This window comes from Falcatimonas sp. MSJ-15 (genome assembly GCF_018918265.1).
Classification (GTDB): Bacteria; Bacillota; Clostridia; order Lachnospirales; family Lachnospiraceae; genus Falcatimonas.
This window is the reverse complement of the sequence record NZ_JAHLQC010000002.1, coordinates 26,207-50,418: the sequence shown is the minus strand read 5'-3', so window position 1 is coordinate 50,418 and position 24,212 is coordinate 26,207. Positions and strand designations below refer to the sequence as shown.

The window sequence follows — 24,212 nt, the reverse complement described above, 5'->3', positions numbered from 1 at the left end:
ATTCTAGAAATATATATGATAAATAATGAAAAGGGTTAAATATGATATATTCTAAGAATATTGATAGCAAATAATGAAAAGAGTTAATATGGAGAAATAATAACATGGATAGAAAAGTTAATTATCAGAAAGAACTTGATAAGACAATAGATAAGATTACAAGAGAAGGAGTTATACCTACACTTTTTTTACATAGCTGTTGTGCTCCGTGTTCGAGTTATGTACTTAAGTATCTGTCAGATTATTTTAAGATAACAATATTCTATTACAATCCTAATATCTCGCCGGAAGATGAGTATAGAGAACGAGTAAGAGAGCAGATTAGGCTTATTAATGAGATGCCGGTTAAGAATAAGGTAGAATTCATGGAAGGAAGATATGAGCCGGAAGTATTCTATGAGATGGCAAAAGGGATGGAAGATATTCCAGAAGGTGGAGAGAGATGTTTTAAGTGCTATGAACTAAGACTTAGAGAAGCAGCAGTTATTGCAAAAGATAGAGGATTTGACTATTTCACAACTACTCTTTCAATAAGTCCACTTAAGAATGCAGCTAAACTTAATGAGATAGGATTAAAACTTGAGAAAGAATATAATATCAAGTATCTTTTATCTGATTTTAAGAAAAAAGAGGGATATAAGCAGTCTGTTGAATTATCAAAAGAATATAATCTATACAGACAGAATTATTGTGGTTGTGCATTTTCAAAAAGAGAGGCACTTTTAAGAGAAGAAACAGTCAATAATTCAAAAAAATAAACTTGGTTAAAATTAGGAAGAATTTGGCTGTTTTTGAGTAGAAAAATTTCTAAAATACATTTATTATATCTACAAGAGATTAAAGAATATATTAGTAGATTATAATATGTATTATATGGAGGTTTTGATATGGAACATAGTAAAAAATATGCATGGACATGGAGAGTAAAAGAAGAATGCCTTGAGGAATATGTTAAGATGCATAATAATCCATGGCCTGAGATAATGGAAGAGCATACAAAAGCAGGATATAGAAATTATTCAATATTCCAAAATGGCAACCAGTTCTTTTATTGTTTTGAATGTGATGATATTGACTATGCCAATAAGTATATTGCCAACAGTGAAGCGTGTCAGCGATGGAATGCGATTACATCTAAGATGGTAGAAGGCTCATTTGATTTTAATGAAGAAGAACCTATAAAGTTTATGCCGGAAGTATTCTATCTAAAATAGTATTCTGGATTTTTAGATTATATATGAATGATTTAGAATGATGATGGATATATATTAATGATGATAAATATATATGAATGATTCAGAATGATGATGAATATATATGAATACACAAGAATTAATGATATCTAATGGTATAAATAAAGATGGTTAGAATAAGCTAATAATCATGTTTTGAAGGTATATAAAAATTAATAAAAAGATAAAAACAGGAATGACGTTTCTAAGTATTATTAGAAATATCATTCCTGTTTTTATGTATAGCATATAAGTTAGTTATATTATATATTTAACTAACTTATATGCTATTAGTATTTGCTTATTTGTTAATTTATCATTTATTACAATTATATAGTATTACAGATTTTATCTACCATGTTATAAACTTTTATCCGTAATATAGTTTTCTTAATTGTTTTTACCAAATTCTGAAAGTTCAAGACCTGGGTTACGATCAAGAACCATATTAACACTCCAGCTATTAATAAAGAGAAGAAGTGGATTGCCTTTAAGATCTTTAATCTTCTTCATATCAGATGTTCCTACAAGACGGTTTAAGTTAACATCTGTAGAAGTGATCCATCTTATATGTTCGTAAGGAAGTGGTTCAAGTCTTATCTCAACACCATATTCATTCTCAAGTCTGAATTTTAATACATCAAACTGAAGAACACCAACAACACCTACGATAATCTCTTCCATACCAGTATTGAATTCCTGGAATATCTGAATAGCACCTTCTTGTGCAATCTGGTTAATACCTTTAACGAACTGCTTACGTTTCATAGTATCTAATTGACGGACTCTTGCAAAATGTTCAGGTGCAAAAGTAGGAATACCTTCATATTCAAATTTTTTATTAGATACGCAAAGAGTATCACCGATAGAGAAGATACCAGGATCAAATACACCGATTATATCACCGGCATAGGCTTCTTCAACAATCTTTCTATCCTGTGCCATAAGCTGTTGTGGCTGAGAGAGACGAATCTTTCTTCCACCTTGTACATGATATACTTCCATACCGGCATTGAACTTACCTGAGCATATTCTCATGAATGCAATACGATCTCTGTGAGCCTTGTTCATATTAGCCTGAATCTTAAATACGAATGCAGAAAAATCTTCCTTGAAAGGATCAATAATGCCTTCATTAGAGCTTCTTGGAAGTGGTGAAGTTGTCATCTTAAGGAAATGCTTAAGGAATGTTTCAACACCGAAGTTAGTTAAGGCTGAACCAAAAAATACAGGACTTAGATTACCGGCACTTACTTCATCCATATCGAATGGAGCAGAAGCACCATCAAGTAATTCAACATCTTCCATAAGCTTGTCATAAAAAGCACTTCCGATTTCATCTTTTATAGAAGGATCATCAATACTTACATTATGAGTCTCAACTTCTTTTTGTCCGTTCATTGCAGCTTTAAAAGTCATGACATGTTTTTCATTACGATCATATACACCTTTGAATTCTTTACCACATCCGATTGGCCAGTTGATAGGGCATGTCGCAATACCAAGTACACTTTCAATCTCATCCATAAGTTCAAAAGGATCATTAGCTTCACGATCCATCTTATTGATGAATGTGAAGATAGGAATGTGACGCATTACGCAGACTTTGAAAAGTTTGATAGTCTGTTTTTCAACACCCTTTGAAGCATCAATAACCATTACTGCAGAGTCAGCAGCCATAAGAGTACGGTAAGTATCTTCTGAGAAATCTTCATGTCCTGGAGTGTCAAGAATGTTAATGCAGTAATCATCGTAGTTAAACTGTAATACAGAAGAAGTAACAGAGATACCTCTTTCTTTTTCAATTTCCATCCAGTCAGAAACAGCATGTTTGGCTGTCTTTTTGCCTTTTACTGAACCAGCAAGATTAATCGCACCTCCGTAGAGAAGAAACTTCTCAGTAAGAGTAGTCTTACCGGCATCGGGATGAGATATAATTGCAAATGTTCGTCTTTTCTTTATTTCACTGGTTATATCAGCCATAGTAAATCCTCCATTATATATAAAATAAATTAATAACTGCTTATACTAATCAATCATTTGTCCTAAACTAAACTAGTTTATAGTATATCAGATATTTTGTCAATATCGCATGAAGAAAATCTTTGTATATTACATAGTGAAAATGCTATATGAATGAATAATGAGGATGAGTAGAAAGTGACTTTTATGGTGAAAAGTATGTAGAAAAATTAACTAAAAAAATATAAAGAAAATATGTAAGAAATAAAGAAAATATGTCGAATATATTAATATAAAAGTTGTGGTCGTGAATGGGGGAATGAAGATGAACGATAAGAAGAAAATGTTCGCATTACTGCTTGTTGCAGTATATGGAATATTGTTTGTGTATGGGAAAGCAAATGAAAGTATTGAAACAGGAACAATGTCAAAAGTTCATAACCGTTATAGTGAAGTGTCAAGCAGCATGATTAGTGAAGCACAAGAAACAAGACCGACACAAGATAAAGAGGTAATGTATGGGGGTACATTATCAGATAGATATAATGTAGATATAAGTGGATATCTTATGGAAGGCAGAGTACAATGTGATTCACAGGAAGAATTTACTAATATTCTTAGGCAGGAACTCATTAAAAAGACAGAAAATATAGAGATATTTTATGCAGGAGAAGAGAATCTAAAGCCTTTTTTAGAGATTGATGCCAAGGAATATGGAATAGATTCAGCGAGCTGTTCATATATACATATGGATAAGATGACCGGAGTTGTTTTTAATATAACTTATGAAATATTGCAATGAATAGCATAGGAATAGCATAACGTTCTAAGGATATTAGAATGTTTGAGTCTTGTTCGGGTTAGAATAGAATGCTTGAGTCTTATTCAGATTAGAATAGGTCAGAATAGAATATGGTAAAGTGCATACAAAAAAATGTTGTCATATTTTTTATATGTGTTATAATATACGAAGTTGATTGCACAAAGGAGAGCTGTCCATTATAGGGCAGCTTTTCTAAGGTTGACGAGTATAAGAGATATGGAGAAAGAATATGTGTGGATTTGCAGGATTTGTAGATACAAATAAAGATAAAGAAAATATACTGACTAATATGTTACAGACAATAGTTCATCGTGGACCAGACAGTGAAGGAACATATCTTGATGGTGATGTAGCATTAGGTTTTCGCCGTCTAAGTATTATTGACCTCGCAGACGGAAGCCAGCCTTTATATAATGAAGATAAGAGTCTTGTACTATTATTTAACGGAGAGATATATAATTATCAGATATTAAGAGAAGAACTTATAAAAGACGGACATGTCTTTAAGACAAAGACAGATTCAGAAGTACTTATTCATGGATATGAAAAATATGGAGAAAAGTTACTTGATAAATTAAGAGGAATGTTTGCATTTGTAATATGGGATGTTAATAAGAAAAAATTATTCATAGCAAGAGATTTCTTTGGAATTAAGCCAATGTATTATGCAAAAATGAATGATACATTCCTATTTGGTTCAGAGATAAAATCATTTCTTGAACATCCGGGATTTAAGAAAGAACTTAATGAAGATATGTTAGAATACTATCTTTCATTCCAGTTCGTTCCAGGAAGCGATACTATGTTTAAGAATGTATATGCACTTCCACCAGCTCATTATCTTACTTATGAGAATGGTAAAGTTGAAGTTACAAGATATTGGGAGCCAGAGTTTAATCCTGATGAATCAAAGAGCTATGAACAATGTGTTGAAGATATAACTAAGATGATGGAAGAATCAGTATCATTCCACAAAATTGCCGACGTTGAAGTAGGTTCATATCTTTCAAGTGGTGTTGATTCAAGTTATCTTGCATGTATGTCAAAAGTAGATAAGACTTTTACAGTAGGTTTTAATAATAATGGTTATAATGAGATATCTTATGCTAAAGAATTATCAGCAGAGATAGGAATTAAGAATTATAGCAAAGTAATTACACCAGAAGAATATTGGAGTGCATTTGGAACAATACAGTATCATATGGATACTCCACTTGCAGATCCTTCAATTGTACCTCTTTATTATCTTGCAAAAGAAGCATCTAAGCAGGTAAAAGTTGTATTCTCAGGTGAAGGTGCAGATGAACTTTTTGGTGGATATAATATATATAGAGAGCCTCTTGAATATACTGGATTTAATAAAGTACCATTATTCTTAAGAAAAGGAATGGCAAAGATTGCAGAATGTTTCCCTGATGTTAAAGGTTCATCATTCTTAATAAGACATTCAAAGAGTCTTGAAGAGAGATATATTGGTAATGCAAATATATTTAGTGAAAAAGAGAAGAAGAAAGTATTAAAAGCACCAGTTAAATCTAATAATATGGCAATAACAGCACCTATCTTTGCAAAAGTTAAAGACAAAGATCCTGTTAATAAGATGCAATTTGTTGATATTAACTTATGGCTGGTTAATGATATTCTTCTTAAAGCAGATAAGATGGGTATGGCTAACTCACTTGAGATACGAGTTCCATATCTTGATAAGGAAGTTATGAAAGTTGCGGCTACTCTTCCATTATCAGCAAGAGTAAGTGGCGAGACAACTAAGAAAGCTTTTAGACAGGCTGCATTAAAAGTATTACCACCTAAGACAGCAACTAAGAAGAAGTTAGGATTCCCTACACCTATTAAAGTATGGCTGCAGGAAGATAAATATTATAACATAGTTAAAGAGAAGTTTAATTCAGATGTAGCAAAACAGTATTTTAATACAGATTATCTTAATAAGATTCTTGATAAATGCAAGAATAACAAAGGTAATTATGCAAGAAGAGTATGGACAGTATATACATTCCTTGTATGGTATGATGAATATTTCGTTAAGAGGTAATAGTATATGATGGTGATATTGTTTGGTATCATGGCATTGTTAAGTGTGGCATATTATATTGTATGTATGTTATATGCCGGAATAAAGTCATCATTCATAACATTTTGGCTTATGATGGCAGTGGTATTTGCAATATTTGCAATTATTGAGCATATGAAGTTGAAAAGTGCAATTTTTATAATTATATATAGAATTGCAAAATGTATGCTTGCACTTGGACTGGCAGTGATTATTATATTATCTGGTATGGTAGTAAGATATATGAATGAGACACCGCAAGAGAAACTTGATTATATAATTGTACTTGGAGCACAAGTGCGTGGAGACAGAATAACAAAGAGCCTTAAGCAGAGACTTGATAGTGCATATGAATATGCGATAGCCAATAATGATACAATAATAATTGTATCCGGTGGTAAAGGACCTGGTGAGAATCTCACAGAAGCAGCTGCTATGAAGAATTATCTTGAACAACGAGGTATAGATAGCAATAGAATTATTATGGAAGATAAGTCAACATCGACGAAAGAGAATCTTGATTATTCTAAGGCTGTTATGAAGAGTGACAGTGATTCTGTAGGAATAGTTACTAATGGTTTTCATGTATTTCGTGCAATTAAGATTGCTAAAAAATGCGGATTTAATAATGTAAGTGGTATAGCAGCACCTACTAATAGAATATTATGGATGAATTATGTAGTTCGAGAATGCTTTGCACTTGTAAAAGAAGCATTAGTCGGTAATATATAAGATACAGGCAGTATATAGAAATAAGCTGTAGCATTAAAAGCTTTTTGATGCTACAGCTTATTCTTTGTATTAGGCTTTTTGATAAGACTAATGGTGGTTCGCATGAATATAATGTTTTATAGCATCGCACTGTGCTTTAGTAATGTCAATGCCATCTTTATATAATGCTTCAATCTTATTTAGATCTTTTTCAACACGACTGAATCCTTTTGTAGAAGTTGGAGTTATAACATATACTTTTCCTTCTTTTTCAAGTTCGAAGAGATGATTGAGTGCGGCATTGTAATTATCAGCACGATCAAGCATAGCTTTGCAGAAATTAGGATATTTTCTGTATTTTCTGGTAGCAATTTTAACTGTTGAATCAGTAGATTTAAGATAACCTCGTTCTCTTGTAAGAACTACAATAAGTTTGTCGCATCCGTCAGCAAGTGCTTTTTCATAAGGGATAGAATCGGATATACCACCATCCATGTATGATTTGCCATTAATATTAATGATAGGAAACATTAATGGTAATGCACAGGTAGCACGAAGAATACGATGAGTATGATCCTTACGGTCAACAGGAAGATATTCTGCTTTACCGGTTTCAACGTTGGTTACAACTGCATAGAATTCACCCGGATACTGTTCAAAAGCTTTATAATCTAAAGGAACTAATTTGTTAGGAATCGTATCATATACATAATCGAGTCCAAAGTAAGATCTGTTCTTAGGGTTAAGAAGATTATTAAGTCCCATATATTTTTTATCAAGAGTATAATGTGTGATTATATCGTAGTTACGTCCAATCTGTCCGGATGCGTATGATACACCGTAAGATGCACCTGCTGATACACCTATTATATAATCTGCCATAATGTTAAGTTCAAGTAAAGCATCCATAACACCACATGAGAATGTAGTTCTCAATGCTCCACCTTCAAATACTATTCCAAGTTTCATGATATAACCTCCAGTAATATATATTTAGAAGAAGTATTAATTAGTTAAAAATATGTTTTAATTTAAGTGTTTCAATACGTCTTTTTCTTCTGTTGATAAAAGCACCAAATTTATTATATAGCCAGTAACCACCGATGCCAAGCTTCTCAATAATAATGTTAACATTTTTGTGAAGACTTTCCATAATATGGCTGCCTGCTTTTGTCTGCCATCGTTTTTTAACAGCATATATAAGATCATCATTGCAATGAATCTTTTCTTCAAATTCAGTAAATGCACTTCCAATAACTGACATACGATGTGCATCAGAACCGGCAAAAAATGTCTTGTTCAGTTTTTTGGCAAGTTCTGATGCTTTTTGATTAGCAAGTGGTTTAGCACATGAGTTAAATATTTCTATAAAATCAAAACGATGAAGAGATTCAGGACTCTTTTTGTATGCACTTGTATTCATATATGCGTAATACCCGGTGTCGTATGGATGTGCAGGACCAAGTATACCACCAAGGCTATGAACCAGTTTTTCGAGTTCGTTAAGAGTCATTCCTCTAAGTTCAAGAAGTTTACAATGGATATTATCAGGTAAAATGGCTATAAAATGTCCACCATCACTTGTGTCATATTCAATACCTTTAAGAACAGTAAAAGGTCTCTTTAATGAGAGTTTAGAAGAGATTTCTTTCCATCTCTCATAACCTTTGTATGAATTATGATCAGTAACTAACATTCCGTCAAAACCTTTGTTTATAAGTGTTTTAATATAAGTTTCTATATCAACTTTTGCATCGATAGAACCTTCTTTGGTATGGCAATGCATATCAAATTTCATAAAAAGCTCCTCCTTATCAAATGGGTTATTTTGATTGCTAATGTAAAGCCGGGATTATTTTCAACGATAATATTATATACCTTTATTTTTTGACAAGCAAATTAAAAAGATGAATAATATATAAAATAATAGGGTGATTAATCAGTACTAATGCTAAAATATAAGCTTGAAATAATGAAAAATGCCGATTAAATGCTTAGCTTTGAAGATTAATATAGACAAAATGACAAAAAAGTTATATGCTAAAAAGAGATTTTTTACAGAATGATTATAAAAAAATTATAAATGCAATTAAAGAAAAAGAGGGGGAAGTTTTATGGCTCTGACTATAATACTTGATATAATACTTGCTATTTTGATAATTTTATTAGTTGTGATGCTTTGGTTAGCAAGCTATATAAACAGGAATAACAGATTTATGGTTCCTAAGGAAGAAAAATATGGTGTGGATATTGGACTTAAAGCACTTATAATATATCAGCCGTCTAAACATAATACAACATACAATATGGTTATGGCAGCAGTTGATGTGTTTGTGAAGAATGGATATGAGGTTACTGTTAATTATCCTAATAAAGGAGTTACATATAATATGTCTGATTATGACATAATTTTATTTGGCTCACCTGTATATTGTGGTGCAGTTTCAAAGAGCCTTTTGTTCTACCTTGAACATTGCATATTTGCAAAGAATAAGATTGGCATATTCTTAACAGGTACATCAGAAGCATCAATAGCAGATTTTGAAGAGATTGATAAGAGAATAGATAACGAAAAAGCAGATGTGAGAAAGATAAAGCTTGGAAAAGGAGAAGAGGAGAATATGCGTAAGTTTGTCAGTGAGATTATTGGATAAAAGAGTATAATTTCATAGCATATACAAATGTTATAGTATATACAAATTTCGCAACATATACAAATGTTATAGTATATGCCAATGTTACAGCATATACAAATATTACAATATATACAAATGTTACAAGACTAAATTCAAAATGAATATCGTAATGCAAAAAAAGACGTAAAAGAATGCAAATTACGTCCTTTTTTTATGCAATATTACTATGTATAATGAAGGAAAGTTGCAAAACATATTGAAATATCTTTATTAGTATTAATAAGAGAACCATGGTTATGTTTTGCAAAATAATAAATATAATACTATAGATAGTCAGGGGGACTAAGATGGAAAAGTATTATTTAGCAGTGGATATTGGAGCATCGAGTGGGCGACATATCCTTGGACACATGGAGAATGGTAAGATTATTCTTGAGGAGATATATAGATTTGAGAACAAACTTATTAATAAAAAAGGGCATTTGTGCTGGGATTTTGAACATCTCTTTAGAGAGATTGTTAATGGAATGAGAGAATGTAAAAAAGTTGGAAAAGTACCTGTGACTATGGGAATAGATACATGGGGTGTTGATTTTGTATTACTTGATGAGAATGATGAAGTGTTAGGAGATACAGTAGCATACAGAGATTCGAGGACAAACGGGGTGGACTTAGAATTATACAAGGTTATATCAGAGAATGAGTTGTATGAGAGAACAGGAATTCAAAAAGCTATATTTAATTCGATATACCAGCTTTATGCGATTAAACTTAGCAATCCAGAGTATATAGAGAGGGCAAAATCTTTTCTTATGGTTCCGGAGTATTTTAACTTCTTACTAACAGGAGTTAAGAAAAATGAGTATACCAATGCAACAACAGGTCAGCTTGTTAATGCAAAGACGAAAGACTGGGATGATGAGATAATTAAACGTCTTGGATTAAACAGAGAGATGTTTGGTAAACTTAATCTGCCAAAGGCGGAAGTTGGAACGTTGACAGATGCAATCAAACAGGAAGTCGGCTATGATCTTACAGTCATACTTCCGGCAACACATGATACCGGTTCAGCAGTTATGGCAGTTCCTTCAGAAGATGAAGATTTTATATTCTTAAGTTCAGGAACATGGTCATTAATGGGAATTGAGAGAAGTGAAGCTGATTGCTCAAAAGAGAGTAAAAAATATAATTTTACTAACGAGGGTGGATATGATTACAGATTCCGTTTCCTAAAGAATATCATGGGATTATGGATGTTACAGTCTGTAAGACGTGAACAAAAAGTAAAATACAGTTTTCCGGAACTGATTAGTATGGCTCAGGAGGCAAAAGATTTTAAATCAGTTGTAGATGTTAATGACCAGAGCTTTTTAGCACCGGTTAATATGGCAGATGCTATTAAAGAGTATTGTAAGAATACTAAACAGGAAGTGCCAAAAGAACTTTCTGAAGTGCTTGCGGTAATCTATAATTCTTTAGCAAAGAGCTATGCAGATACAGTTAAAGAGATAGAAGAGGTTACAGGAAAGACATATTCGAAACTTCATATTGTTGGTGGTGGATGTCAGGATCAATATCTTAATATACTTACTAAGAAGTATACTAATAAAAGAGTATTCGCAGGTCCGGTAGAAGGAACAGCACTTGGCAATATAATGTCTCAACTTTTAAAAGCGGGAGAATATGGCTCACTTATGGAAGCAAGAAGAGCAGTAGCAAGGTCATTTGATATAAGGGAAATATAGGAGGATTAGAGAATGTACGATATAACAAAAGGCTATGAATTGGCAAAAGAATATTATGCACAATATGGAATTGATGTTGATAAAGCAATAAAGATAGCGGATTCAACACCGATATCAATGCACTGTTGGCAAGGTGATGATGTAGCTGGTCTTGAGAAAAAAGATGATGCCGCATTATCAGGAGGTATTCAGACAACAGGTAATTATCCTGGTAAGGCTACTAATGGTGAAGAATTAAGAAAAGATATCGAAGAAGCTATGAAGTTCATACCAGGCGAATTAAAACTTAATCTTCATGCAAGCTATCTTGAAGCAGATACATTTGTTGACAGAGATGCAATAAGACCTGAACATTTTGAAAAATGGGCAGATTGGGCTGTAGAAAAAGGAATAGGACTTGATTTTAATCCTACATATTTTTCACATCCAAAGAGTGAACATGGAACATTATCATCAGCTGATGAAGAAGTAAGACAGTTTTGGATAAGACATGGTATTGCATGTAGAAAGATTGGTGAATATTTTGCAAACAGAACAGGTAAACCATGCGTAATTAATCATTGGACACCAGATGGAGATAAGGAGTTCCCGATTGATACAATAGGACCAAGACTAAGATTAAAAGACAGTTATGACAGAGTATTTGAAGCTACAAAAGATGTAAAAGGTGTAATTGATGGTATTGAATCAAAAGTATTCGGTATCGGTCTTGAAAGTTATACAGTAGGTTCACATGAATTCTGCATGGGATATGTGATGAAAGCTAATAAAGATCATATCATTATGACACTTGATACAGGCCATTATCATCCAACTGAAGTAGTATCAGCAAAATTGGCTGCAATATATACTTTTAGCAACAATGTTCTTCTTCATGTATCAAGACCTGTAAGATGGGATTCAGATCATGTAGTAAGTTTTGATGATGAGACAAGAGCAATAATGTCCGAACTTGTAAAACTTGGTAAATTACAGGATACATTCATTGCGACTGATTTCTTCGATGCTTCAATTAACAGAATTGCAGCATGGGTAATTGGCATGAGAAATACAAGAAAGGCTATTCTTGAAGCTTTGCTACAGCCGGTTGATGAGATGAAGAAGATTGAAGCTGCAGGTGATGTAAGTGCAAGACTTGCATTTAAGGAAGAATTCAAAGCAGCACCATTCTCACTTGTATGGGATTATTACTGTGCTAAGAATAACAAAGGCGTTGGTCTTGAATGGCTTGATGAAGTAAAAGAATATGAAAAAGATGTTCTTTTAAAAAGATAAAAAAGAGATAAAATACAAAAGTGATAAACAAAATGCAAAAATGTAAAGACAGCAAATAAAAGTAAGAAAATGAAATACTAATAAGCTAGATGGAAAATAATATACAGCTAGAAGATAAAATGTAATGTAAGAACAAAAGATAAAATCTAAGACAAAAACAAAAGACAAAAAGGCAATAGACCTAAAAGATAATTATAATTTTACCCTACCACACACAAGAGGCAGCCGGAAGAATTTATACAATGTATAGATACTCCGGTTGCTTTTATCTTCATTAACAGAAGAAAAAGTAAAATTTAATGGTAAAATTAAAGTAGTAAAATCGAATTTAAACATTTAAAGCGATTTAGAGAGGAGCAATTTAGAGATTAAAAAAATGAGCATTAAAAAAATGATTAAAAAAATAAATAAAAAAGTGTTGACAATACATGTTTGATAGTGTATCATATCACTTGTGTTCAGCGGACACGATATGCGCGAGTGGCTCAGCGGTGGAGCACCTCCTTGCCAAGGAGGGGGTCGCGGGTTCGATTCCCGTCTCGCGCTTTTTTTATATTTGAATATAAGAGCAGGTAAGTGTAAGATGATAAGTAATATTTTGTAGGACATCTATAGAATATGGCGCAGATTATATTACCTGCTTTTTTAGTATCATTTGCATTTGGTGATAGTATAGTTGAATGTCAATAGTATATTAAAACGTGTTAGAATGATTGGAGATATTTATGTGAAAAATGATAATGTGGGGTGAAGTAATTGAAGAAAAAAATATTCAATATAATACAGATAGGTGATAAGAGTAATACAATAAGCAGATGTTTTAATATATTTATAACCACACTTGGAAGAGCAATGGCTATATGTATCGCATATCTCGGCGTAGGTGTTGTAGCGATACCTACTGGTATTATAAGTGCAGGTTTTTCTATATTCTTAGTATTGCGTGATGATTTGTCAGTTCTTCCACAGAGAGATACAGTTCTTAAGATGAGAGATATAATAATTATCAGAGCGAATGAAAACTAATACATATATAATCATAAAAAGGCAGGCCAAATAACGTATTGATGGCTTGATAATCACTAACATAGTGCAAAACATTAAACAAAGTGCTTGCAATATACATAAATAATGAGTAACATATATGTTAAGAATTTTTTGCGAACATAAGGGAGGAATTGTCGGAATGATAAATCAGGAATATAAGAAGTTGTTGAATGGCAAATCTGTAATCAGAATGCAGAGTGAATTTGCTACAGAGCGAGGAAAAGAGATTGGATATGAGAATGTATTTGATTACAGTCTTGGTAATCCAAGTGTACCAGTACATGAAGATTTTACAAAAGTACTTATAGATATGCTTGAGAATGAAGATCCGGTAGCGATACATGGATATAGTCCATCGCTTGGCAATACACTTGTAAGAGAAAGAGTTGCAAAGAGTCTTAAAGAGAGATTTGGGCTTGATTATGAGACTAAGCATATATTTATGACATCAGGTGCAGCAGGTGCGATTGCACATGCAGTAAGAGGTGTTACAAAACCCGGTGATGAAGTTATTACATTTGCACCTTATTTTCCTGAATATAATCAGTATATTAACCAGACAGGAGCAAAACTTGTAGTAGTACCAGCTAATACTACAGATTTTCAGATTAACTTTGAACTATTTGAAGAAGCACTTAATCCTAATGTACAGGCTGTGCTTATTAATACGCCTAACAATCCATCAGGAATTGTATATTCAACAGATACAATTAAGAAACTTGCGGATATACTTAGAGTAAAAGAAAAAGAATATGGACATGATATATTCCTTATAAGTGATGAACCATACAGAGAGATTATATTTGAAGGAGCAGATGCACCTTATGTAAGTGCTTTTTATGATAATAGCATATCATGTTACTCATTCTCTAAGAGCCTTAGTCTTCCTGGAGAACGTATAGGATATGTTGCAATTAATCCAAAAGCAACAGATGCAGACATATTTGCAATTATATGTAGTCAGATTAGTCGTGGTATAGGTCATAACTGTCCTGCATCAAGTATACAGCTTGCAGTTTCAAAAGTTCTTGATAAGACAAGTGATCTGTCTGTATATGAGACTAATATGAATCTTATATATAATAAACTTGTTGAATTAGGATTTGAAGTTGTAAAACCAGGTGGAACATTCTATATCTTCCCTAAAGCATTAGAAGAAGATGCTAACGAATTCTGCATGAAAGCCAGAAAATATGATTTGATTCTTGTACCAAGTGACAGCTTTGGAGTAAAAGGATATTTTAGAATGGCATATTGTATAGATACAGAAAAAGTTGAGAGAAGTCTTGTTGCACTCGAGAAATTTGTAAAAGAAGAATATGGAAGATAGAGAATCTTAGAATTATATTTTGAATAAAATCAGATGCTTCTAATATACAAAATAATGTGAGTATATTAGAAGTGTCTTTTTTTGATTTTTTTCGTATTTAAAGGCATTCATTTGTAAAATATAGTGGGTATACAATTATCTCATTGGATTTAAATAAGCAGGGTTATCTATACACTGATCAAATCGTATATTATCTATGTCCTGACTAAGTGGGATCGTCTATAGAATATGAAAAATAGATTATAATTAATGAAAGTATCACAGAAAAATTGACATAAAAAAACATATAAATAAAAGTTTGAAATATAAAAAATGTAAGCAAAATGTAAGCACTTACATAAAAATATACCAATATAAATACTTAAAAATAACCAAATCAAGCCAAAAAGAGTACTGGATTAAGAAAAACTGGTACTCGAATCATGTATACAATCACAAAAACAATTTAGTTTATTACATAAATTAAAGAAAAAATTTAAAAAATGTTTATAAAAAATTCACAAAAACCCATATTTAAACTTGTGTGTAATGCCAAATTTGTTAAAAGTATACAAAAAGTGATTGACTAATTATAATAAATGTAGCATAATTTACTTGTCTTGAAAGTACTTACATTAAAAATACTCATATTTGAATATGATTATTTTTAAGTAGTACATAAATCAAAAAGACAAGGAGGAAATATAATGAAGCTTAGAAGAAAGGAAAGACGCTTTCTTGCCATTATACTTGCATTAGTAATGGTAGTAGGAATGATTCCTGCTAATAAGATTACAGCTTATGCAGGTGAAGTGGTATCAAAAGTATGGAATTTCCGTGGAGGCCAGGATGGAGCTTTTGCTGAGACAGTAGAAGGAACAACTGGTGAATTTGACGGAATTATTATTGATGCGACAAGTGGCAAGTGTAGTGCAAGAACACAGGGAGACACACAGATTAATGCAGGAACAGTACTTAACATACCAGTAAGTGGTAAAGGGACAGTTACAGTTAAGACATATCCTGGTTATCATGGTTATGAGATTAATGGTATGGCAGCAGATGCTGATGACTACACATATACTTACGAGGGAAGCGCAGGTTATGTGACATTAACAGCAACAAGCCAGATGTATCTTTATGAAGTAGCAACACTTTGTGAAGAATCTGATGAGGTAACAACTGAACCTGGTGGGGAAGCTGGAGAAGAAGTAGCCAAAGAAGATAAGATAGATGTCTGGGATCTTGGTGCCGAACAGTTAGATGAGACAAAATATAATAATCTTTTAACAGAAGATATTATTAATGGCTTCTATGAAGGAGTTGCAGCAGGAACAAAGGGAGCAAAACTTCCATCATTCACAGTATATGATGAAGATGGTAATGAAGATTTCTTATTCAATGATGGTGGATATTCATCAACACACAGATTAAGAACAACTAATGCGAATCTTACTCATTATGATGATAAGTCATTAACATTTGGTGGAGTAACTTATACAGGATATATCTATTCTAATAAGTCAGCAACATCAGATGTATATGTAGGAATAAGATTACAGAAGAATGATATTCTTACACTTTGTGTAAGCTCTAACAGTGGTGCTTCTAATATATGTGTTGAATCACCAAGTGGTAAAGTTGATTCACAGGTATATGACAGAAGCGAAAAAGGAACAGTTTTAAATTTCTATGCTTCAGAAGACGGAATATATAAAGTTTATTCATCTAATGAAAAACTATTACTTGCAAGAGCATACAGAGAACATACTAAAACAGTAGAAGTTACAGGTACAGTAACAGCGCCATCAACACTTTCTAATTGTGAGATAGCATTTGAGAATGCTAAGACAGGTGAAGTTACAACAGCTAAAGCAGTAGATGGTAAATATACAGTTTCATTAAATGAACAGTATGATTATAATGTTTCACTTGTTAATGCTAATGGATATGTTATTGCAAGTGATAAGACTCTTGCGATTGCAAAGAATGCAAAAGATGTAACATTTGATGTAGCAGTTAATGCAGTAGAACTTGTTACAGTAACAGGTAAAGTTACAGGACTTGACAGTGATGCGCTTGCAAAACTTGAAGTTACATTAGAATCAGATAATATATATATACCTTCATTCGTACTTGATGGAGATACATATACAGCAGTCCTTGAAAAAGGTGTTGAATATAAGATTGTTGCAAGCAATGTTAATGATTATGAATTTGCAGATACATCAGTACTATCAGCAGAGACAGATAAGACAATCGATATTAACTTTAAAGAAAAAACAAAATATGATGTAACACTTAATCTTGAAGGTGTTGATAATAACACAGTTTCAGAAATTACATTCACTAATTTAAATGAAGATGGATATGTATATACATTTACATCAACAGACAATATCTCATTAAGAGATGGCGTATACAAAGTAGTAATTACAAAAGACGGTTATACACAGAAACTTACATCTAACTTAAAAGTTAATGGAAGTGCAGTTACAAAAACAGTTAAATTTGAAAAAATCACAGAACCTGTTGTTCTTGAATATAAATCAGAGATTACAGTAGGTAAAAATGGTGATTATACAACAATCAATGATGCTCTTGATGCAATAAGAGCAATGGATAGAACAGATGATGAGAGAGTAACAGTTTATATCGAACCAGGCAACTATGAAGAGATGATAGTTGTAGATGTTGACAATGTAACTCTTAAGAACGCAAGCGAGAATCCAAGCCTTGAAGTTATTAATAAAGGTGTTGATATCGCTGATAATGCAGTAAGAATCACATCTTACTACGGACATGGTTATTATTACTACAGTATGGGAAGTGACTGCAAATATGATGAAGAAGTATTAGCAGTTAACAAAGAAAATGGATATTATTCATATGCTAATCCAGGTTCAGGTACAACTAATGGAAGTTATTGGAATGCAACAGCAGTTATCAAAGCTGATGGATTCAGTGCCGATGGAATCATCTTTGAGAACTCATACAACCAGTATATTTCAGAAAAAGAAGCAAATGATATTGTTGTTGAAGGTGCAGGAAGCAAAGGAGACAGAAACTCATTACCAGCAGGTTCAACAGCAGTTCAGGACAAATCATATGTAGAAAGAGCAGCAGCTCTTGCAGTAACAGATAATGTAAAGAAAGCTTCATTTGATAATTGTAAATTTATCGGAAGACAGGATACATTATATGGCGGTAAGAATTCAACAGTAGCATTCAACCAGTGTGATATTCTTGGTGCGACAGATTATATCTTTGGTGGAATGACAGCAGTATTCTTTAAATGTAACCTTGTATTAAATACAAGTGATTCAGCTAATGATGTTGCATATATTACAGCAGCACAGCAGGCTTCAGGAAGAGGATACCTGATGTATAACTGTAATATTACATCAACAACTCCAGGCGTTGATACAGCATCAACAAAAGTATCAAAAGCAGGATATTTTGGAAGACCATGGAGTGCTAATACTTCAGAAGTTGTATATTATTATACAGTAATAGGTGAAGACTCACAGGGAGTTTCACTTGTTGAAGAAGAAGGATGGAATTCATCACTTGGAGGAACATCACCATTATCATATGAATATGGTACATACGAACTTACAGGAGTTGATAATAGTTCATCAAGAGCAGATTGGTCAAAAGTACTTGATACACCTGTATTATCAGATGGTACAGCTATCAGTATAGGAGCATTCCTTGGTAACTGGCAGCCATTTGAAGGTGAAGATTTATCAATAACATTACCTGACGGAACTAAGATTGATGCTAACGAACCAGAGATTGAAGAACCAAAAGAAGATGACAATGAGTTTACAAAACGTGATTGGAACTTCGCAGCATTCGGTACAGGTGTTAACGCATCAACTAATACATATAGTGAGAATGTTGATGGAACAGTAACAGTGGCAAGTACTAATGCAAAAGGTAAACTTGTTCCTGCATCAACAGATGGTCTTGCATTCTACTATACAGCAATCGATGCAGATAAAGAAAATTTTGTATTAAATGCAAAAGTAACAGTAGACAGCTGGACATTATCTAATGGACAGGAAGGCTTTGGTCTTATGGCAGCTGATGCAGTTGGAACTAATGGTGACGCAACAACATTCTGGAACAACGCATATATGGCAGTAGCAACTAAGACAGAATATTATTATGACGCAGATACACAGAGTATTACAGATGATACAACAAAAGCTAAGATGTCAATGAAACTTGGTATCGGAGCACAGGAGAAAAAAGGTGTTACAACAGCTAATATAGCTGATGGAACAGTGGCAAGCGTATTCTCACATAAGATGTCAACACTTGAGACAATATGTGCAGCAAGCGGAGCAGGAACATATAACCTTATTGGCAATTATACTAATGAATCAGCTCCAACAGGAACAATTGCTAATCCTTTAACAACACTTAATTTAACAATAGCAAGAAATAATACAGGATATGTATTAACTTATACAGATGAAGAAGGCAATGAGATGTCAAAATTATATTATGACCTTTCAAGAGATGCCCTTACACAGATTGATAAAGATAACATTTATATTGGTTTCTTTGCTTCAAGAAATGCAACAATAACAGTAAGTGATGTCAAATTAACAGTGACAGATCCAAAAACAGATGCACCTGCAGAGGAAGAAGAGACAACTTATGTTACACCATCTTATGTAGTAACATCACCAACAACATCAGGTAAAGAAGATTACGATTTAACATTCAGAGGTAATGCAGATGGTACTCTTGTAATTACAGATGCAAAAGGTAATGAAGTTAAGAATGAAGCAGTTAAAGCTAATACTAATGTAGTAACAGCAGTAAAACTTACAGAAGGTGTTAATGATTATAGCATAACATTTACACCAGATGCAGATTATGCACCGGGTGCACATCAGAAGTTAACATCATATGATGCAGTAACATTTGCACATTCAGTAACATATAAGACATTCTCTACAGATACTAATATTGTATATGTATCACCAGAGGGCCTTGCAACTAATAATGGTACAAAAGAAAGTCCACTTGATATCTATACAGCAGTAGCATATGCGAGAGCAGGACAGAAGATTGTTCTTGCAGGTGGAACATATAACCTTAACAAGACAATCGTTACAAACAGAGGCGTAGACGGAACAGAAGGATCATTAATCTATATGATAGCTGATCCACAGGCAACAGAAAGACCGGTATTTGACTTTAATTCAGCATGTGCAGGTATGGTACTTGCAGGTGATTACTGGTACTTCTATGGATTTGATGTAACTAAATCAGCAGATGCACAAAAAGGTATTCAGTTATCAGGAAGTCACTGTACATTAGACAGAATTGATGCTTATAAGAATGGTAATACAGGTATTCAGATAAGCAGATATATGACTTATGATAAATTTGAAGATTGGCCATCAGATGATTTAATTCTTAACTGTACATCATACCTTAATGCAGATAAAGGTTATGAAGATGCAGACGGTTTTGCAGCTAAGTTAACAGTTGGTAACAATGTAGTATTTGATGGATGTATCTCATATTATAATGCAGATGACGGTTGGGATCTTTTCGCAAAGGTTGAGACAGGTTCAATCGGAATGGTAACTGTTAAGAATTCAGTAGCATACAAGAACGGATATGTACTTGATGCAGAAGGCAAAGATGTTGATGCAGGTAATGGTAACGGATTCAAACTTGGTGGTTCAAGTATCTCAGGTCATCACAGACTTATTAACTGTGTTGCATTTGATAATAAGTGCAAAGGTATTGATTCAAACAGTTGTCCTGATATTCAGGTAGAGAACTGTACATCATTTAATAATGAATCATTCAACGTTGCATTATATACTAATGATGCGGCTAATACAGATTTTAGTGCATCAGGAATCATCTCATACAGAAGCAATACTAATGTAGCTGAGAACCTTAAATTAAGAGGAACACAGGATGAGACAAAAGTATATGGAACTAATAACTATTATTGGGATACACAGACTCAGACATCTAAGAATACAGAAGGGGTGGCTGTAGCAGATGACTGGTTTGTAAGTCTTGATACAAGCAAAGTTCCAACAAGAAATGCAGATGGTACAATTAATATGAATGGATTACTTGAACTTACAGACAAAGCTCCGGCAGATGCAGGTGCAAGAATGACAGGTACTTCTTCAGTTGATACATCAAAGCTTGTAGATACAGACAAAAAAGATGATGATAACAAAGGTGATATCATAGATCAGATAAAAGATACAATCAAAGATATAGTAACAACAGTTGTTAAAACTGTAGTGACAATTCTCAAAAAAATCTTTGGTTTCAAATTCAGATAATATATATTATTTGCATTACTAATGAATTATTAAGTGTTTATTAGTAATAAGCAGACAATACAATGAGAAGGTAATTATATATAGAGTACACCATAGTGAGTAATTGCTATGGTGTACTTTTTTTGATGACAGGTCAGTTTAAGTATATGATGCTTGAGTATATGATACTTAAGTATTTGGCTGCATAGGTGAACTAAGGTAGTGGTTTTTACACTCTATACTATGGCTTATAAAAGTAAATCTTGCATAGTAGGCTCTGGCACTGGTTCAAGTTTTACACTCTACACTTTGGCTTATAAAAAAGGTATGGATAAAAAATGGAAATAGGTACTAATGTACTATTTTTTATTATGAATTTGTATGGTATTATTACAAAGTTGAAAAAGTTTATATTTAGGAGAAATTAGATATGATTAGGGTCGCTATAGTAGATAACGAATACGATTTTGCAGCAAGAGTTAAACATTTCTTTGAAGAAAACTATCAAGAAGATTTTCTGATTTCAACATTTAATTCCTGTGAAGAACTGGATAGTGCGGAAGAGATAGATATTGCAGTTATTTCAGAGAGATGCATGGCATGCGAAGCAGGTATGAATGATAAATTTGTTCTTATAACAATATTGACAGAAGATACAGTACAGTCAGTTAATAATGGAATTCCAACAATCCCCAAATATCAAAAAGCTGAGAATATGCATATGCAGTTTATTGAATTATATGCACTTAGAGAGAAGAAGAAAGTTGAGAGAGAGATTGAACTTATGCCTCCACAGCTTATAGTATTCTTGTCAGCTTTACCATATTCCGGAACAACAACATTGGCACATGCATGTGCAGTAAGAGCCAATGAACAAGGTAAGAAATCACTTGTTATCAGCATGAAGAATGCAGGTGGTGGCGATATGGCATTTGGAATATCAGCAGATTATACAATGGAGACATATCTTGAATGTGGTTTAACAGGCAGTACAGCTTATGGAGTTGATTATCTGCATGTTAAGAAGAAGTTTGCACACAGTTATAATGAGAGCATAATTAATGGAATCAAGAAGATTATTGATGTTAATGTGTATAAATACATAATACTTGATATTGATTTTGATTACAGTGACTTTACAAAAGATATATTAAAATTATGTAATAAAACTGTGATAACTGTACCTTGTACAATAGCAGGTGTTAATGCAGTTAATGCAGTTGAGAGTGCATTTAAAGATGCAGATAATAATATGGCATATATGATGTCAAAGACAGGAATTGTATATAATGGAATTACGGGGCAGAATAGCCATTATGCAGATAATTCAGAATTCGCTACAGTTGGTGGTATCAAAATGGTCGAGAATTCTGGAGTCAGAGAATGTGTTAGCGAGATTTCATGTATGAAGTTCCTTGATAATATTTTATAGGGTGGTGCAATAGTTGAACAAATTAAAAACAGAATGTATGAATGACAGACAATATGTTATTTACCATTTGAGTGAAGAAGAGAAAGATTCATTTGTTCTTGGAATGATACGCAATAATATTATTGATGGAGTTGTTCCGGTTAATGTAATAGACAATGGTAATTGCTTTGTACTTCAGTATGATATTACAGAATGTACAGATGTGAAGAAATATACAGGTGGAATTACTAACAGAAGATTTTTGCTTGGATTATACAGAGATATATGTAAAGCACTTATGAATGCTGAAGAGTATATGCTTGATTACAACAATTTTATAATAGAAAGCGATAATGTATACATAGATAGCAGACGCAATGCAAGAATATTATGTCTGCCGGTTAAGAATTATGAACATGGTAATCTTTGTGACATATTTAAAGAATTTTTGGTTAATATGCGTTTTGATATGTCAGAGGATATAACCTATGTTGTTGAACTGCTTAATTACTTTAACCAGAATCAGGAAGCAAGCGTGTGTGAGATTGCAAGGAAGATTGATGAACTTATGGAGATTGAGAGTAATAATATAGCAGACAGTGCACATAGTGACATAAGAGATGGTGGAATTCTCATTAATATGAATGGTGATGATAATGATGAGATAGATCTCTATGAAGGAATAGAAGATCAGGAAGTTATACCAACACAGGTTGTTAATCCAGAGACTATAAGTCATATTGAGAATATGATGAACGTTACTAAGAATGAAGAATTAAGACAGGAAGGCGTGTCTTCTGACAGTAGTATGAACGATTCAGATAGTTTAACAGCTAATAATACTATGAAGGATGATTATGATTTTTCTAAGATGTATGAGCAGGATCAGCTTGCTGATGGTTATAATGGTTATAATGAAGCTGATATGCAGAATTTTAATTTTGAAGAGAATGTACAGCTTGAGAATAATATAGATTATCCGGGTGATGACAACTTAGAAGAAGATGAAGCCAATCAGAAAAAAGGTCTTTTTGGATTTGCTTTTAAGAAACACAAGAATAAAGAAAAAGACAAAAAGAAGCATAAAGACAAATCAAAGAATGAAGATGCTTATGATACAGATGAGCAGGCAACAACAGTGCTTAATGATGATTATAGTAATAATATGTCAAATAACGTAATGAGACTTAATGATGTGATGCCAAGACTTATAAGATTATCTAATAATGAGATAATATATATTAATAAGCCGGTATTTAAGATTGGCAAAGAGATAAATTTTGCTGATTATTGTATAGCAGATAATCCTGCTATAAGCCGTGCACATGCAGAGGTTATTATGAATAATGGTAATTATTATGTTATGGATAATAATTCACTTAATCATACTTATGTAGATGGCAACCAGATAGCAAGTCAGATAAGAGTAATGATTACAGATGGTACAAGAATAAAGCTTGCGAATGAAGAATTTGAGTTCAAGATTGCAGGTTAATTGTATTGTTGGTATATAAAATATGATTTTGACAGTATACTGAGAATATGACATATAATATAGAGCATACAATGATAATTATTTCCAGGATATATATTTTTACACATACCCTGGGAATAATTATGTATAAAAGAACATAAATAATAATTATCACGAGAATTGAAAATAAAAAGGTTAA

Annotated in this window: 16 protein-coding genes and 1 tRNA gene; 14 read left to right on the top strand and 3 right to left on the bottom strand. The window is 32.7% G+C overall.

Annotation, left to right across the window (positions count from 1 at the left end):
* Positions 1 to 104: 104 nt before the first annotated feature.
* Both KQI85_RS01255 and KQI85_RS01250 read left to right on the top strand, forming a co-directional pair.
* Positions 105 to 758 (top strand): epoxyqueuosine reductase QueH, encoded by a 654-nt coding sequence (locus tag KQI85_RS01255; protein WP_216574239.1) that lies wholly within the window; start codon positions 105 to 107, stop codon positions 756 to 758.
* Between the two features lie 129 nt (positions 759 to 887).
* Positions 888 to 1,214, top strand: coding sequence for an L-rhamnose mutarotase (locus KQI85_RS01250; RefSeq protein WP_216574238.1), 327 nt, complete (start codon positions 888 to 890; stop codon positions 1,212 to 1,214).
* Between the two features lie 408 nt (positions 1,215 to 1,622).
* Here KQI85_RS01250 and KQI85_RS01245 read toward each other — a convergent pair whose 3' ends face one another.
* Complete coding sequence (locus tag KQI85_RS01245; protein ID WP_216574236.1) at positions 1,623 to 3,215, bottom strand: peptide chain release factor 3; 1,593 nt, start codon at positions 3,213 to 3,215, stop codon at positions 1,623 to 1,625.
* A 304-nt stretch (positions 3,216 to 3,519) separates the two neighbouring features.
* On the opposite strand from KQI85_RS01245, the gene KQI85_RS01240 reads away from it, so the two are divergent.
* The 3 genes from KQI85_RS01240 (at position 3,520) to KQI85_RS01230 (ending at position 6,820) form a co-directional block, all read left to right on the top strand.
* Entirely contained in the window at positions 3,520 to 3,996 is a 477-nt protein-coding gene (locus KQI85_RS01240) for a hypothetical protein (protein WP_216574235.1), read from the top strand.
* A gap of 250 nt (positions 3,997 to 4,246) precedes the next feature.
* Complete coding sequence (asnB, locus tag KQI85_RS01235; protein ID WP_216574234.1) at positions 4,247 to 6,070, top strand: asparagine synthase (glutamine-hydrolyzing); 1,824 nt, start codon at positions 4,247 to 4,249, stop codon at positions 6,068 to 6,070.
* Between the two features lie 6 nt (positions 6,071 to 6,076).
* A complete protein-coding gene (locus KQI85_RS01230) occupies positions 6,077 to 6,820 on the top strand; it encodes a YdcF family protein (protein ID WP_216574233.1) in 744 nt (247 codons plus the stop codon).
* An 87-nt stretch (positions 6,821 to 6,907) separates the two neighbouring features.
* Here the strand turns inward: KQI85_RS01230 and KQI85_RS01225 are convergent, their stop codons facing one another.
* Complete coding sequence (locus tag KQI85_RS01225) at positions 6,908 to 7,768, bottom strand: patatin family protein (RefSeq protein ID WP_216574231.1); 861 nt, start codon at positions 7,766 to 7,768, stop codon at positions 6,908 to 6,910.
* Positions 7,769 to 7,808: 40 nt separating this feature from the next.
* Entirely contained in the window at positions 7,809 to 8,597 is a 789-nt protein-coding gene (locus tag KQI85_RS01220; protein ID WP_216574230.1) for a PHP domain-containing protein, read from the bottom strand.
* A 316-nt stretch (positions 8,598 to 8,913) separates the two neighbouring features.
* Here KQI85_RS01220 and KQI85_RS01215 point away from each other — a divergent pair, with 316 nt between their 5' ends.
* The 9 genes from KQI85_RS01215 to KQI85_RS01175 all read left to right on the top strand — a co-directional run bounded on the left by KQI85_RS01215 (position 8,914) and on the right by KQI85_RS01175 (position 24,034).
* Positions 8,914 to 9,453, top strand: a complete 540-nt coding sequence (locus tag KQI85_RS01215; RefSeq protein ID WP_216574229.1) for a hypothetical protein — start codon at positions 8,914 to 8,916, stop codon at positions 9,451 to 9,453.
* 329 nt (positions 9,454 to 9,782) lie between these two features.
* Positions 9,783 to 11,180, top strand: coding sequence for a rhamnulokinase (gene rhaB / locus KQI85_RS01210; protein WP_216574227.1), 1,398 nt, complete (start codon positions 9,783 to 9,785; stop codon positions 11,178 to 11,180).
* A gap of 12 nt (positions 11,181 to 11,192) precedes the next feature.
* Positions 11,193 to 12,455: an L-rhamnose isomerase gene (locus KQI85_RS01205; protein WP_216574226.1), complete on the top strand. Its 1,263-nt coding sequence runs from the start codon at positions 11,193 to 11,195 to the stop codon at positions 12,453 to 12,455.
* Positions 12,456 to 12,929: 474 nt separating this feature from the next.
* Positions 12,930 to 13,001: transfer RNA gene (locus KQI85_RS01200), tRNA-Gly, on the top strand.
* A gap of 210 nt (positions 13,002 to 13,211) precedes the next feature.
* Positions 13,212 to 13,481 (top strand): hypothetical protein, encoded by a 270-nt coding sequence (locus KQI85_RS01195; RefSeq protein ID WP_253293706.1) that lies wholly within the window; start codon positions 13,212 to 13,214, stop codon positions 13,479 to 13,481.
* Between the two features lie 160 nt (positions 13,482 to 13,641).
* On the top strand, positions 13,642 to 14,832 hold the full coding sequence (locus tag KQI85_RS01190; protein WP_216574225.1) for a pyridoxal phosphate-dependent aminotransferase: 1,191 nt from the start codon (positions 13,642 to 13,644) through the stop codon (positions 14,830 to 14,832).
* A 686-nt stretch (positions 14,833 to 15,518) separates the two neighbouring features.
* Positions 15,519 to 21,149 (top strand): pectinesterase family protein, encoded by a 5,631-nt coding sequence (locus KQI85_RS01185; protein WP_216574224.1) that lies wholly within the window; start codon positions 15,519 to 15,521, stop codon positions 21,147 to 21,149.
* Positions 21,150 to 21,558: 409 nt separating this feature from the next.
* Positions 21,559 to 22,560 (top strand): hypothetical protein, encoded by a 1,002-nt coding sequence (locus KQI85_RS01180; protein ID WP_216574223.1) that lies wholly within the window; start codon positions 21,559 to 21,561, stop codon positions 22,558 to 22,560.
* A gap of 13 nt (positions 22,561 to 22,573) precedes the next feature.
* Positions 22,574 to 24,034, top strand: coding sequence for a DUF6382 domain-containing protein (locus KQI85_RS01175; protein WP_216574222.1), 1,461 nt, complete (start codon positions 22,574 to 22,576; stop codon positions 24,032 to 24,034).
* The last annotated feature ends 178 nt before the right edge of the window (positions 24,035 to 24,212 follow it).

Bases quoted from the DNA above. Each gene is read 5' to 3' on its own strand.
- KQI85_RS01255 (WP_216574239.1), top strand. From the start codon at position 105: ATGGATAGAAAAGTTAATTATCAGAAAGAACTTGATAAGACAATAGAT.
- KQI85_RS01250 (WP_216574238.1), top strand. From the start codon at position 888: ATGGAACATAGTAAAAAATATGCATGGACATGGAGAGTAAAAGAAGAA.
- KQI85_RS01245 (WP_216574236.1), bottom strand. From the start codon at position 3,215: ATGGCTGATATAACCAGTGAAATAAAGAAAAGACGAACATTTGCAATT.
- KQI85_RS01240 (WP_216574235.1), top strand. From the start codon at position 3,520: ATGAACGATAAGAAGAAAATGTTCGCATTACTGCTTGTTGCAGTATAT.
- asnB (WP_216574234.1), top strand. From the start codon at position 4,247: ATGTGTGGATTTGCAGGATTTGTAGATACAAATAAAGATAAAGAAAAT.
- KQI85_RS01230 (WP_216574233.1), top strand. From the start codon at position 6,077: ATGATGGTGATATTGTTTGGTATCATGGCATTGTTAAGTGTGGCATAT.
- KQI85_RS01225 (WP_216574231.1), bottom strand. From the start codon at position 7,768: ATGAAACTTGGAATAGTATTTGAAGGTGGAGCATTGAGAACTACATTC.
- KQI85_RS01220 (WP_216574230.1), bottom strand. From the start codon at position 8,597: ATGAAATTTGATATGCATTGCCATACCAAAGAAGGTTCTATCGATGCA.
- KQI85_RS01215 (WP_216574229.1), top strand. From the start codon at position 8,914: ATGGCTCTGACTATAATACTTGATATAATACTTGCTATTTTGATAATT.
- rhaB (WP_216574227.1), top strand. From the start codon at position 9,783: ATGGAAAAGTATTATTTAGCAGTGGATATTGGAGCATCGAGTGGGCGA.
- KQI85_RS01205 (WP_216574226.1), top strand. From the start codon at position 11,193: ATGTACGATATAACAAAAGGCTATGAATTGGCAAAAGAATATTATGCA.
- KQI85_RS01190 (WP_216574225.1), top strand. From the start codon at position 13,642: ATGATAAATCAGGAATATAAGAAGTTGTTGAATGGCAAATCTGTAATC.
- KQI85_RS01185 (WP_216574224.1), top strand. From the start codon at position 15,519: ATGAAGCTTAGAAGAAAGGAAAGACGCTTTCTTGCCATTATACTTGCA.
- KQI85_RS01180 (WP_216574223.1), top strand. From the start codon at position 21,559: ATGATTAGGGTCGCTATAGTAGATAACGAATACGATTTTGCAGCAAGA.